We start from the raw sequence: 13,222 nt of genomic DNA, 5'->3' as shown, positions 1-13,222 counted from the left end.
TCTGAAAATAAAAACGGGCGGCCAAAGCCACCCGTTTTGAGGATCTTTATCGAACAAAAATCAGATAGCCCAGCCGCCCGCGTAGAAGGCCACCAGCGCGATAGCGATAACCACCGTGCCGATGTTCAGCTTGCGCCATTCGCCAGAGACAAGACGGCCAATCACCAGGGTAGCAAAGCCAATCATAATGCCGGTAACGATGTTACAGGTCAGCACGATAAATACGGCCGTTACCAGACCCGCCATTGCGTCGACAAAGTCAGCAAAGTCGATTTTCGCAACGTTGCTCAGCATCAACAGGCCCACATACATCAGTGCAGGCGCCGTTGCGTATACCGGTACAAGATACGAGAGCGGAGAGAGGAACAGGATCAGCAGGAACAGGACGCCAACGGTGATCGCCGTCAGGCCAGTTTTACCGCCTGCCGCCGTACCCGCTGCGGATTCAATGTATACCGCCGCAGGAGCAGCGCCCACCAGACCAGAGAACACGCTGCTCAGGGAGTCGGTGGTCAGCGCTTTGCCGCCGTCGATAATCTGTCCGTCTTTATCCAGCAAATTCGCCTGTCCGGCTACGGCACGAATGGTGCCGGTCGCATCGAAGACGGCGGTCATAACAAGCGCCAGCACGCTCGGCAGAACGATAGGATTCAGTGCGCCCATAATATCCAGGCTGCCGATCAGCGAGTTGCCGTTTTCGTCGCTCAGAGACGGCATGGCAAAAATACCGGAGAAATGCACGGCCGGGTCGAAAATCAGGCCAACAATGGAAATACCGATAATAGTCAGCAGGATGCCGCCCGGTACTTTCAGTTTTTCGAGGCCAATAATCACCGCCAGACCAACCAGCGACATAATCACCGGGAAGGTATCGAAGTCGCCCAGCGCAACCGGCAGACCGTCCAGCGGATTCTTAATCACCAGACCAACGCCGTTTGCCGCAATCAGCAGCAGGAACAGGCCGATACCGATTCCCGTACCGTGCGCAACGCCCTGCGGCAGATTGCGCAGGATCCAGCTACGAATACCCGTCGCGGAAATGATGGTAAACAGGACGCCCATCAGGAACACCGCGCCCAGCGCAACGGGCACGCTGATATGTTGCCCCAATACCAGGCTGAATGCGGTAAACGCCGTCAGAGAAATGGCGCAACCAATCGCCAGCGGCAGATTTGCCCACAGGCCCATGACAATAGAACCGACGCCCGCGACCAGGCAGGTTGCCACAAATACAGCGGCAGGCGGGAATCCGGCTTTACCCAGCATCCCTGGAACCACAATAACGGAGTAAACCATGGCTAGGAACGTCGTTAATCCGGCAACGACTTCCTGACGAACGGTACTGCCGCGAAGCGAAATTTTAAACCAGGCGTCGAGTGAACCGCCGGTACGCGCTGAAGGCGTAGACATAGAAAACATCCCCTGAGAGTTTATTTTTTCGTCATTATGCGTGCTGGACAATCCACTGCCTGCTAAACGTTTTCTCCATGTGCCAGGTTTGCGTCATTAGGGGTGTCGCAAAAAAGCAAACGTTTAGCTCCGCGCATAAAAAACGGGTGGTAAAAAAAAGCAAACGATTATCCAGCGATCATACGCCGGTTTTCAACTGAACTTTGCCGCTTTTTACTCATTTCTTCTTATAACGCACAATAAACAACCAGTCGATGCGCAAACGTTATCGTCAATGCGCAATCTGGTAACAAATTTCGCCAGATTGTCGCAACAATCGTTCTTATTTTTCGCGCAAACTCGCGCAAGAAAACCGGTGAAGATGCGGTAAATTTTTTGGCTAAAAAATCATCGTTTCACTGGCAAATGGAGGGAGGTAGCTTACACTTACATTATCAACACAGGCCGGAACCTCCCCTAATGTGCTCGACTGAGGGGTGTTGATGTCGGGGGAAACCCTCCCGTGAACCAGCGGGATAGAGTGAAAGACGAAGACCGGAACCAAACTAAAGCGCCCTCTGTGGCGCTTTAGTTTTATACCCGTCATATATTTAAACCAATCAATCATCTTCCAGCAGACGCGCCCCGGTTCCTTGCTCGCCCAACTGATCGCCTGGGTTACGCAACGGGCAATCGCTGCGCGACAAGCAGCCGCAACCAATACATCCATCCAGCTCATCACGTAGCGACACCAAAGTATGAATGCGTCGGTCCAGCTCTTCACGCCATTGCGAAGAGAGCTGTTTCCACTCTTTAGCGCTAAGTGAATGTCCTTCAGGTAATACGCCCAGCGCGTCGCCAATCGTTGCCAGCGGGATCCCAATACGTTGAGCAATCTTGATAATCGCCACGTAACGCAACACATCACGTTTGTAGCGACGCTGATTACCGCTGTTGCGCATGCTGCTGATTAACCCTTTGCTTTCATAGAAATGCAGGGTCGAAACTGCCACGCCGCTACGCTTTGCAACTTCACCTGGCGTGAGCAGCGCTTTTATTCGGGGTAATTTCTTTTCCATAAATCGCTTTACCTCAAGTTAACTTGAGGAATTATACTCGCCCACAGACAAAACGACGAATCGAATACTGAGAAAGAGGCAGCCCTATGTCCCATCAGCAGATTATTCAGACCCTTATTGAATGGATTGATGAACATATCGATCAGCCGCTGAACATTGAGGCGGTTGCGAAAAAATCAGGTTACTCGAAGTGGTATTTACAGAGAATGTTCCGCACGGTGACGCGCCAGACGCTGGGTGACTACATCCGCCAGCGACGACTTCTGCTGGCGGCGGTTGAACTGAGGACGACTGAGCGACCTATTTTCGATATCGCGATGGATCTTGGTTATGTATCGCAACAAACCTTCTCGCGCGTGTTTCGCCGCGAGTTTGATCGTACCCCCAGCGATTACCGCCACCGCCTGTAAGCTTATTGCCCGCTCTGCGTCAGTATGGCGGGCGACCGTTGTATCCAGTGCATGAACTCCTGCGACGGCAGCGCCTTCGCAAAATACCAGCCCTGACAATACTGTACGCCGCGTTCAAGCAGCCATTCGATTTGTTCCTTCGTTTCCACCCCTTCCGCAATCGTCTTCAGGTGTAAGCTTTGCGCCATCTCAATAATATGTTCGGCAATCAAGTGACTGGTGCTGTTAGTGGACAACGTGCTAATAAACGATTTGTCGATCTTCAGGATATCGACATTCAGCGCTGATAAATTATGCAGATTGGAATATCCCGTGCCAAAATCATCAAACGCCACTTCATAACCCGCCTTGCGGAACGCCTGGATTACTGGGGTCATTTTATGTACGTCTATGAACCCCCGCTCCGTCACTTCGACTTTAATTTGCTGGGCCGCCACGGAGTACTCACGATTTTTGTCGTTAATCAGAGCAATCAATCGGGATGAATGAAAGTCAGAAGCGGAAAGGTTAATCGAGATATAAAGCTGAGGATGCGCCGAAAGAAAATACCCCAAATCGTTGAATACCTCTTCAACGACATAATCCGTGATCCGCTCAATCATTCCCTCTTTTTCAGCCAACGGAATAAACTCCGTCGGGCTCATCACCTCACCTTTACAACCCGGCCAGCGCAGCAGAGCTTCAGCACCAACACATTGTCCATTCTTAATATCAATGATCGGCTGGTAATGCAGGCAAAGCTGACGTTTTTTGATCGCGCGTTTTAGTAAGCGCCGGGGAGATAAGTATTCCTGGCGCGTGCGCCACCACATTAGCAGTATCAGGATGCTGCAGATAATCCCGAAGGGAATGGTTAACGCCGCCTCGTGATAGAAAATCTGACTTACGCGGTTGTGTGAGGTCGACACAATGATCGCAATTGGGCGTTTTTCTGAATGCACGATGGTGTAAAAGCGATCGTCTTGTTGAAAGGTCGAGGCTTCACCGCGTACGAGAGGCGCGAATTGCGCAATATTTGCCGCTTCGCTGGCAGAGAAAAACGTATCTGTTACTGTGTCATATACGCCCCAGGACAGATCCGGATCATCTGACATGACTTCGCTGTAGGATAATGGATTTATGACTGCGACGTAGTTCCCACGTTGCATGTACGTCATTCTGTAGCCAGCGAAAAAAGGGGTATCGCGGTAGTAATAGATGGCGATATCCGGCGTACGTTTATAGTCTGCGGTCGGCATAATATAGGTAACGGGTGGCACCATCGACGTAGAGCACAAAAAATGATCGCCCTGCGCATAAATTAGCTCGCTGATATATAAACGACCGCGAATAATATTCAGCATACTTTTCTGATGTGCCGGGGTACACATCTTACCCTGATACAACTGGGCCATATCACGCGCCAAATCGGCTTGCAGGATTACCAATTCTGTTTTATTTAACACCAGTTGAGCAAATGAGCGGAGTTGATTACGGGTTTCGGACATAGCCCGAATTTGAGCAAACCATAATGCCAGCACCACGGGGAGCAATACCACCATGAATGTTCCCAGCAACTTCAGCAGCTTGCGTCGCGCACTGTGATTCATGTCAGCCTTATGTCCCTGTTTTGTCTATGCCAGTACCTGTCACGGCAGGATGCTATAAACACCAGCTAGTTAACTTGCATGAATCTATCAGTATTAGCAACAGACGTCTCTATGTAAAAGTCTGATAATAGTTGATGATGATATTATTTTTCCGTAAGGCAAACTTAAAGTTACGCTTATTTCACAACGTTATTATCCCTAAAACGTAAATTTTTTATGAGCACTATCCTGGTTGCATTTAAGAAATTCATTAAATTTTTTTAACACAAAATTTAGGATAAATTAAACCGGTGGTCTAAATGCACCTTTAAGATTGATTATTTAGTGTCAAAAGCCTTTTTGAATATAACCACACATTGAGAGTGGTTATGATCCTGTAAAAATCACGTCCAGCACTGGTGAACAAACGAGCACTTGTGATATAGTTCACAAAAATCATGTAACAGAAACAATGTTTCATTCATGTTATTGCCCGTCGATAGCCAGAGTACTACACCCTCGGTGAACACCCCCGCGCTGTCCTGGGCATCCAGACTTTCTGAGGACGTTTTTCATGGCAACGATAACAACTGGCGTGGTTCTTCTGCGGTGGCAATTACTCAGTGCAGTGCTGATGTTTTTAGCCAGTACGCTCAATATCCGTTTTCGTAAATCAGATTATATTGGCCTGGCCGTCATTAGCAGCGGTTTGGGGCTGGTTTTTGCCTGCTGGTTTGCGACTGGATTGCTCGGCATAACCCTGGTGGATATGTCTACTATCTGGAAGAACATTGAAACCGTGATGGTCGAAGTGATGAGCCACACACCGCCAGAATGGCCGATGGTGTTGAACTGATAACAACAGTGTGTCCGACCAGAATATACCCGGTCGGACACGGTTTTAAGCAATAACGATTCTACTGACGTTCCGGTAACCGTTTACCACTCCATACGGAACCCTGCGTTCACCTGCCAGTTCATATCAATGTCGCCTCCAGCCGATCTTTCCAAGTCAACATACAGTCGGGAGTTATTGTTCTGAGTGAGGTGGATATTGGTACCAATACCGTAGTTAATCCACGAGTCACTTCCTCCCTCGCGAACCGTCATGGACGCGTCTTTACCCCACACAGTGACATCACGATCGCCGGCAAACTCATGCAGCAGATCCAGCTTCACATAAATGTCGCTGTCCGGGCGTTCTTCAAATCGATAACCTCCTCGCAATCCGACACGACCGATCACGCTATCGATATCATTCTGACGAACCCGTAGTCCGCTGCTGGTGGTATAACGAGCCTCATCCAACCGGGTATACACGAGCTGCGCTTGCGGTTCGATGAAAGAGGATTCTCCCAGACTAAACTCACGACCGTATTCTGCGCTGGCGCTAATTGACCACGTACTGCTATCCGCCACCCCCATATTGCCGTACACATTTCGGTAGTTAAAATCACTCTCATGGCGGCTATATTTCAGCACCAGATCCAGGTAGTCCTGTTTCTCCGGACGGTTCCATGCAGCATAAAGTGAACCACCGTAGCTCTTGTTATCACCCGTGCCATAAGTAAAGTCAGCGTTACCTCTCATGTAATGCGCCGCAATGCCTCGCGTCCAGACTGATTGTTCACCTTCTTCTTTATTGTCATAACCAAGTTGCCAGAAGCTGTACAGGTTTTTGAAGTAGCTGCCATTATCGCTTTCCATTTCGCCGCCTTTATAGCGTATCCACAGACCATTTTGCTGTTGGTTCTGGCGTAATTCCCCTAAACGCTTATTCAGGCTGTCGATTTCGAGACGGGCGGTGGCCGCCGCGTAGTTTAACCCAGCATTGGCAATTGCGGTGTTGCTACCCGCACTGGCTTTCGTTGAAACCCCCGTGATATACCAGTTTGTGCCATACTGGCTTACCGGATCGCCTTCCCGAATATCAGAACGCAGTAGCGGTTTATAGTCGTATACATACTCGTTAGTGATATCGATTTTATCGTACGCTGCGAACGTCACATTGCTGGCGGCATCGGCAACCCAGATATCTTCTTGCAGATTGCTGAGCTTATTAATATTTAACGCCTCAATGGCATGAGTTCCCCCCGTGCTACTCTTAACGACCTCGATAAAGTCGCTCCCATTACGCCGCTGCTCATCGGTTTTATTTGTATTTACATCAATCAGGAAAATACCGTTGTTGCCTTTCAGATCGTGAATCTTCACGGTTTCGTTGATACTCTGATTGGTATGCAGGTTAAAACCATGCAGGTTTATCGTCCCGCCGTCTTGCAAGGTAATGGCGCTGATCTGAGCGTCTTTGCCATCCGGGATCCAGTAAGCATTATTCATCAGCGTCAGATTCAAATCTCCCGCCCATTTACCGCTGGCAGTTTCCAGGAAGTTCGCTTCATGCCCATGCCAGAATGACTCTGCACCATTGAGAGTAATATTCATCTGGCTGGTATTAGCATATATTTTATCGCCGAAGTCGATATTTCCTAACAAATTAACCTTGTGCTCACCTGACTGATTAATATTTACGACACCACCATCTTTAGCACTAACTGCATCACTTTTTGATGAGCCATCAGGATAACCACTATTGTTCTCCAGCAGTTCTTTGAAATTACTGGCGTATGTATTAATGTAAACATCGCCACCGTTAGCTGTAATAGTTGAACCTGCACCGCGCGCATAGACTCCATTATTTGCCAGCGTGGCGTCTTTCCCCTCGTTGCTGTGTTCAACCTCTGAACGAATGTACACATTACCGTTTACAGTGATATCCGCACCGCTTCCCGCATACAACGCAGTATTGTTATGTGTATACTTAGAGCCAATTAAGAAAGTGTTTTTCAGGCTAAAGTTATCGACGGTGACGTTGGTGTCCTGACCTTCGGCGGATAAGCCAAAAAAGGCCAGACCGGCGCGGTGTTCCTGTTGCGTAGTTCCGCTAATATTCACGTTGTAATTGCCAATTTGATAATCTCCCGCCTGGGCTTTGGTGATACTGCCAATCTTCACCTCAAGGCCATTACCTTCACCTCGCACAGGGTTATCAATATTTACCGTGATATCATAGCTTTTATCATCTGCAATCGTATCCTGAATGATGATCCCTTCCTGACCACCATTAACATCTATATAATTTAGTTCATAGTTTTTTGCACTCGCAAATCCGGCGCAAACCAACTGCGCTGCGGTAAATGATAGTGTAAAAGGTATTATTGCTTTCGGGTTTATCTTCCTGTGATACATAGTAAGCTCCATAACAAATAGTTTACCAACGCACTTATTAACACCCCACCAATAAAAAGCAGCCAATAATAAATATATTTTCATTAATGAAGAATTGATAAGCTAAAAGCATTATTTAAAGCCATGCATTAATTTGTCAATATTTACCACACAGCAAATTACATTTTTTTCTTTAAATTAATTTAATATTGCTCTCCAAAAACTATCTCAAACTGAAAAAATCAAAAGTGCAATATAAATCCATTAGTTATTATCGTCATTTTTAATGTTATCATTCGGTAATACCTACATTGATTTTCATTCCCTGTAACAATCAATAAATATTATCGAATATTAGCGTAAATCAGTTCGTATTAAATGAATAATAAAGCTGCGATGATAAACCAGAAAATACCGAATAATTAATTCTGAATAAGAGATGTAAAAAAACCCCGTCGCAACGGGGTTTTTTTACATTAGAACGTTAATGCGTTCAGCTATCTTAGAACGGAATATCGTCGTCGAAATCCATCGGAGGTTCGTTAGACGGCGCTGCCGGAGCGGACTGCTGCGGACGAGACTGCGCGCCGCCGCTGAACTGATTGCCGCCCTGCGGCTGCTGAGGCTGACCCCAACCACCCTGCTGCTGGCCACCACCTGCCGGAGCACCACCGCCCTGACGACCGCCCAGCATTTGCATGGTGCCGCCAACGTTAACAACAACCTCAGTGGTGTACTTTTCTACGCCGGACTGATCGGTCCATTTGCGGGTACGCAGCTGACCTTCGATATAGACCTGGGAACCTTTACGCAGATATTCACTGGCCACTTCCGCCAGTTTGCCAAACAGCACAACGCGGTGCCATTCAGTCTGCTCTTTCATTTCACCGGTCGCTTTATCACGCCAGGATTCGGAAGTAGCCAGCGTAATGTTGGCAACTGCGCCACCATTCGGCATATAGCGTACTTCCGGGTCCTGGCCCAGATTACCGACGAGAATCACCTTGTTTACGCCTCTGCTGGCCATGATCGTGTCTCCTGAAAAACGTTACTGAATAAGTGTAAGCGCGGGATTGTAGCATTTCCAATAGCGCTTTTACTACGTTGCGAAGTTGATTCCAGTAAACAACCCCCGCCAGACATTGTTGCACAGGAACATGCGTTTTGCATTCCAATACTGTATATCCATTCAGGTCAGGTTGTGTCATAATTAACCGTTTGTGATCGCCGGTAGCACCATGCAGCCAGGCAAAAAAGCGTTTAATCCGGGAAAGATGAATGGATAAGATCGAAGTTCGGGGCGCCCGCACCCATAATCTCAAAAACATCAACCTCGTCATCCCGCGCGACAAGCTGATTGTCGTCACCGGGCTTTCGGGCTCAGGCAAATCTTCGCTCGCTTTCGACACCTTATATGCCGAAGGGCAGCGTCGTTACGTTGAATCCCTTTCCGCGTACGCGCGTCAATTTCTGTCGCTGATGGAAAAACCGGACGTCGACCACATTGAGGGGCTCTCTCCTGCCATCTCAATTGAACAAAAATCGACGTCCCATAACCCGCGATCCACGGTAGGTACAATTACCGAAATTCACGACTATCTGCGTCTGCTGTTTGCCCGCGTTGGCGAGCCGCGCTGTCCGGATCACGACGTTCCCCTGGCAGCGCAGACCGTTAGCCAGATGGTGGACAACGTCCTGTCCCAGCCGGAAGGCAAACGTCTGATGCTGCTGGCACCGGTAATTAAGGAGCGTAAAGGCGAGCACACCAAAACGCTGGAAAACCTGGCGGGCCAGGGCTATATCCGCGCCCGTATCGACGGCGAAGTGTGTGACCTTTCCGATCCGCCCAAGCTTGAGCTGCAAAAGAAACACACTATTGAAGTGGTGATTGACCGCTTTAAGGTACGCGACGACCTCACTCAGCGACTGGCTGAATCCTTTGAAACCGCGCTGGAACTGTCCGGTGGTACGGCGGTGGTCGCCGATATGGACGACCCGAAAGCGGAAGAGCTTCTGTTCTCCGCCAACTTCGCCTGCCCTATCTGCGGCTATAGCATGCGCGAACTGGAACCCCGCCTGTTCTCGTTTAACAACCCTGCGGGCGCGTGTCCAACCTGTGACGGTCTCGGCGTGCAGCAGTATTTCGATCCTGACCGGGTGATTCAAAACCCGGAACTGTCGCTGGCCGGTGGTGCTATTCGTGGTTGGGATCGCCGTAACTTCTATTATTTCCAGATGCTTAAGTCTCTGGCTGAACACTATAAATTCGACGTTGAAGCCCCATGGGCCAGCCTGAGCCCTACCGTGCATAAAGTGGTGCTGTACGGTTCGGGTAAAGAAAATATCGAATTCAAATACATGAACGATCGCGGCGATACGTCCGTACGTCGTCACCCGTTTGAAGGTGTGCTGCACAATATGGAGCGCCGTTATAAAGAGACGGAATCCAGTGCGGTACGTGAAGAATTAGCCAAATTCATCAGTAACCGACCGTGCGCAAGCTGTGAAGGGACGCGTTTACGTCGCGAGGCCCGCCACGTATTTGTTGAAAATACGCCGCTGCCTGCAATTTCTGACATGAGCATCGGTCATGCAATGGATTTCTTCAACAATCTGAAGCTTGCGGGTCAGCGGGCGAAGATTGCTGAGAAAATTCTTAAAGAGATTGGCGATCGTCTGAAGTTCCTGGTCAACGTCGGCCTCAACTACCTGACGCTATCGCGGTCGGCGGAAACGCTATCCGGCGGTGAGGCCCAGCGTATTCGTCTGGCAAGCCAGATCGGCGCGGGTCTGGTCGGTGTAATGTACGTGCTGGATGAACCGTCTATCGGTTTGCATCAGCGCGATAACGAGCGCCTGCTGGGTACGCTTATCCACCTGCGTAATCTGGGTAATACCGTCATTGTAGTCGAGCACGATGAAGATGCGATTCGCGCCGCTGACCACGTTATCGATATCGGCCCCGGCGCGGGTGTTCACGGTGGTCAGGTCGTCGCCGAAGGGACGCTCGACGACATCATGGCAGTGCCTGAGTCGCTGACCGGCCAGTACATGAGCGGTAAGCGCAAGATTGAAGTGCCTAAACAGCGCGTGGCGGCTGACCCAGAGAAAGTGCTGAAGCTCACCGGCGCACGCGGCAACAACCTGAAAGATGTCACCCTGACGCTGCCGGTAGGTTTATTTACCTGCATTACCGGTGTTTCCGGTTCGGGTAAATCGACACTGATTAACGATACTCTGTTCCCGATTGCGCAGACGGCGCTGAACGGTGCGACGCTGGCTGAACCTGCGCCGTATCGCGACGTTCAGGGCCTGGAACATTTCGACAAAGTGATCGACATTGACCAAAGCCCGATTGGCCGTACGCCGCGTTCTAACCCGGCGACCTACACCGGCGTGTTTACGCCAGTGCGCGAACTGTTTGCCGGCGTGCCGGAGTCACGTGCACGCGGTTACACCCCGGGGCGTTTCAGCTTTAACGTCCGCGGCGGACGCTGTGAAGCCTGTCAGGGCGACGGCGTGATCAAAGTCGAAATGCACTTCCTGCCGGATATCTACGTGCCGTGCGATCAATGTAAAGGCAAGCGCTATAACCGCGAAACGCTGGAAATTAAGTACAAAGGCAAAACTATCCACGAAGTGTTGGATATGACGATTGAAGAAGCACGCGAGTTCTTCGATGCCGTTCCGGCGCTGGCGCGTAAGCTGCAAACACTAATGGACGTTGGCCTGACGTACATCCGACTGGGTCAGTCCGCTACCACACTCTCGGGCGGCGAGGCGCAGCGCGTGAAGCTGGCGCGCGAACTGTCAAAACGCGGTACCGGGCAAACGCTGTATATTCTCGATGAGCCGACCACCGGTCTGCATTTTGCGGATATTCAGCAACTGCTGGACGTGCTGCATCAGCTCCGGGATCAGGGCAACACCATCGTGGTGATTGAGCACAATCTGGACGTGATTAAGACCGCTGACTGGATTGTCGATCTCGGTCCGGAAGGCGGCAGCGGCGGCGGCGAAATTCTTGTCTCCGGCACACCAGAAACAGTCGCTGAGTGTGAAGCCTCACACACGGCACGTTTCCTCAAACCACTGTTGTAATTACGCAACACTTATCAGGCCCACAGAACAGGCGTAAAGCTTGTAGGCCTGATAAGGCGCTTGCGCCGCATCAGGCAACGGTTGTACCTGATGGCGCTACGCTTAACAAGACCGTTCAGGGCTGCGTCAGTATCCGCCGTTTATCAGCAGGCAGCGTGTTCACAGCCTGCTGATAAGAGGCGTCAACCAGATAATAAATCTGTGAATCCGGTAGCGAGCCGTCCAGATACACCGTACTCCAGTGCGCCTTATTGAGATGCCTGCTTGGCCGAACATCGCTATGCTGCTGGCGCAACAACTCTGCCAGTTCTGGGCTGGTTTTCAGAGACACCGCCGGGCGTTCTTCCACCTCTTTTACCATGGCAAAAAGCACATCTTCGACTTTGATTTGCGTGGCCTTCCAGTCACTGTGAACGCTCTGCTCCGCGCCCATTTTTGCCATGCAGTATTGCAGCAACTCCGAATTCGTCATCTTTATTCCCCTTACCAGCATATTGCCTAATGAGAACATCATTTATTCAGTGTGCAGCAAGTCCGCAAAAGGTAAAAGCCAGCAATGTAAATTTGTTTAAAAAAACAGCAACCCGCAGCCAGTGTCCTCAATATTCCGAGTTGACGATCACCTCTTCACCAAACGCACCGGCCTGTGGCAGCGGCTTATAAGTGGAGTTAGAGGCGCGCAAAATGCGAATACCACGAATGCCCACGTCGCGAGCGGCAGTGATGTCATTATCGGAGTCACCGTAAAACATGCGGATATTTTTATCCTGTAACCACTGCGTTTTGGTGTTCTGGCCCGGCTTATCGCCAGCAAAAATGACCGGATTCATATTGCCTGCCGGGATGTGAAAGTTATCAGACAACGTTTTCGACACCGTTTCAGTCTTCGTCTGGCTACGCCCGGTCACGAAAAAGATGCTGTCACCACGACGCACATGCATATCAATTAGCTGGCGCGCGACTTCTTTTGGAATACTGAACTCGTCCCAGCCGTTATTCATTTTTTCCCAGAAGGCCGGATTCTTCAGGTAATCCTCACTGTCCGGAGAATACGTTTTTTTACCGCGCCAGAAGCCTGGGCTGGAAAAGAGGACAGTGTCATCGATATCAAACCCGACCGCCATCGGCGGACGTCCGGTCAGGCTGTTTTCAATTTGTGCCACGGAGACCCAGTGAATGGGAGCCTGCTCAGCGAGCTTTGCAACATTGGTGCCTGGATTGAGCTGAGAGGGAGAAGAAACGAGTGCCTGGGCTGGCTGATTTAGCGTGAACAATAAACAAACGGCACTCAGTGCCAACGTAAACTTGCGCATATTTTTCCCTAAGTAGTCAGTTAGTTATCATTTTTTTATTAACAACTGGTCAAAAAACTATCTGACCTTACCCCTTAGGGGGAGGGAAAGGAAGGATTTTCTCTGGTTTTGCTCTGGAAAAGGAGCACGATCAC

The 13,222-nt window shown here is 49.9% G+C and carries 10 protein-coding genes; 3 read left to right on the top strand and 7 right to left on the bottom strand.

All coding sequences use genetic code 11. From position 1 onward, the window contains the following. Nucleotides 1-60: 60 nt before the first annotated feature. Entirely contained in the window at nt 61-1,410 is a 1,350-nt protein-coding gene (gene ghxP / locus OGV57_RS00420) for a guanine/hypoxanthine transporter GhxP (RefSeq protein WP_003031735.1), read from the bottom strand. Between the two features lie 599 nt (nt 1,411-2,009). After that, nucleotides 2,010-2,468, bottom strand: coding sequence for a redox-sensitive transcriptional activator SoxR (soxR, locus tag OGV57_RS00415; RefSeq protein WP_003031733.1), 459 nt, complete (start codon nt 2,466-2,468; stop codon nt 2,010-2,012). An 86-nt stretch (nt 2,469-2,554) separates the two neighbouring features. Here soxR and soxS point away from each other — a divergent pair, with 86 nt between their 5' ends. Then, nucleotides 2,555-2,878 carry a superoxide response transcriptional regulator SoxS gene (gene soxS / locus OGV57_RS00410; protein ID WP_003031731.1) on the top strand — a complete coding sequence of 108 codons (324 nt, stop codon included), beginning with the start codon at nt 2,555-2,557 and terminating at the stop codon, nt 2,876-2,878. 2 nt (nt 2,879-2,880) lie between these two features. Here soxS and pdeC read toward each other — a convergent pair whose 3' ends face one another. Next, nucleotides 2,881-4,467 carry a cyclic di-3',5'-guanosine monophosphate phosphodiesterase PdeC gene (gene pdeC / locus OGV57_RS00405; protein ID WP_054527962.1) on the bottom strand — a complete coding sequence of 529 codons (1,587 nt, stop codon included), beginning with the start codon at nt 4,465-4,467 and terminating at the stop codon, nt 2,881-2,883. 553 nt (nt 4,468-5,020) lie between these two features. Between pdeC and OGV57_RS00400 the strand changes: the two genes are divergently transcribed. Then, the gene (locus OGV57_RS00400) at nt 5,021-5,302 is read left to right on the top strand and encodes a YjcB family protein (RefSeq protein WP_003844730.1); all 282 of its coding nucleotides are present in this window, start codon (nt 5,021-5,023) and stop codon (nt 5,300-5,302) included. 83 nt (nt 5,303-5,385) lie between these two features. Here the strand turns inward: OGV57_RS00400 and OGV57_RS00395 are convergent, their stop codons facing one another. Next, nucleotides 5,386-7,695 carry an autotransporter family protein gene (locus OGV57_RS00395; protein ID WP_016149407.1) on the bottom strand — a complete coding sequence of 770 codons (2,310 nt, stop codon included), beginning with the start codon at nt 7,693-7,695 and terminating at the stop codon, nt 5,386-5,388. A gap of 481 nt (nt 7,696-8,176) precedes the next feature. Then, nucleotides 8,177-8,701 (bottom strand): single-stranded DNA-binding protein SSB1, encoded by a 525-nt coding sequence (gene ssb1, locus OGV57_RS00390; protein WP_003826621.1) that lies wholly within the window; start codon nt 8,699-8,701, stop codon nt 8,177-8,179. Nucleotides 8,702-8,952: 251 nt separating this feature from the next. Here ssb1 and uvrA point away from each other — a divergent pair, with 251 nt between their 5' ends. Beyond that, complete coding sequence (uvrA, locus tag OGV57_RS00385) at nt 8,953-11,775, top strand: excinuclease ABC subunit UvrA (RefSeq protein WP_003031720.1); 2,823 nt, start codon at nt 8,953-8,955, stop codon at nt 11,773-11,775. A gap of 115 nt (nt 11,776-11,890) precedes the next feature. Here uvrA and OGV57_RS00380 read toward each other — a convergent pair whose 3' ends face one another. Together OGV57_RS00380 and aphA are read right to left on the bottom strand one after the other, a co-directional pair. Then, nucleotides 11,891-12,247, bottom strand: coding sequence for an MmcQ/YjbR family DNA-binding protein (locus OGV57_RS00380; protein WP_003031719.1), 357 nt, complete (start codon nt 12,245-12,247; stop codon nt 11,891-11,893). Nucleotides 12,248-12,374: 127 nt separating this feature from the next. Continuing rightward, complete coding sequence (aphA, locus tag OGV57_RS00375; RefSeq protein ID WP_003826615.1) at nt 12,375-13,088, bottom strand: acid phosphatase AphA; 714 nt, start codon at nt 13,086-13,088, stop codon at nt 12,375-12,377. Between the last annotated feature and the right edge of the window lie 134 nt (nt 13,089-13,222).

The organism is Citrobacter sp. Cf087 (assembly GCF_030334285.1).
GTDB lineage: Bacteria > Pseudomonadota > Gammaproteobacteria > Enterobacterales > Enterobacteriaceae > Citrobacter > Citrobacter freundii.
Note: the sequence above shows the minus strand (reverse complement) of the source record. Positions and strands in the feature narration are given on the sequence as shown.

Excerpts from the sequence above, each read along its gene's own strand:
- OGV57_RS00380 (WP_003031719.1), bottom strand. The coding sequence starts at position 12,247 with ATGACGAATTCGGAGTTGCTGCAATACTGCATGGCAAAAATGGGCGCG.
- OGV57_RS00400 (WP_003844730.1), top strand. The coding sequence starts at position 5,021 with ATGGCAACGATAACAACTGGCGTGGTTCTTCTGCGGTGGCAATTACTC.
- pdeC (WP_054527962.1), bottom strand. The coding sequence starts at position 4,467 with ATGAATCACAGTGCGCGACGCAAGCTGCTGAAGTTGCTGGGAACATTC.
- ssb1 (WP_003826621.1), bottom strand. The coding sequence starts at position 8,701 with ATGGCCAGCAGAGGCGTAAACAAGGTGATTCTCGTCGGTAATCTGGGC.
- OGV57_RS00395 (WP_016149407.1), bottom strand. The coding sequence starts at position 7,695 with ATGTATCACAGGAAGATAAACCCGAAAGCAATAATACCTTTTACACTA.
- uvrA (WP_003031720.1), top strand. The coding sequence starts at position 8,953 with ATGGATAAGATCGAAGTTCGGGGCGCCCGCACCCATAATCTCAAAAAC.
- aphA (WP_003826615.1), bottom strand. The coding sequence starts at position 13,088 with ATGCGCAAGTTTACGTTGGCACTGAGTGCCGTTTGTTTATTGTTCACG.
- ghxP (WP_003031735.1), bottom strand. The coding sequence starts at position 1,410 with ATGTCTACGCCTTCAGCGCGTACCGGCGGTTCACTCGACGCCTGGTTT.
- soxS (WP_003031731.1), top strand. The coding sequence starts at position 2,555 with ATGTCCCATCAGCAGATTATTCAGACCCTTATTGAATGGATTGATGAA.
- soxR (WP_003031733.1), bottom strand. The coding sequence starts at position 2,468 with ATGGAAAAGAAATTACCCCGAATAAAAGCGCTGCTCACGCCAGGTGAA.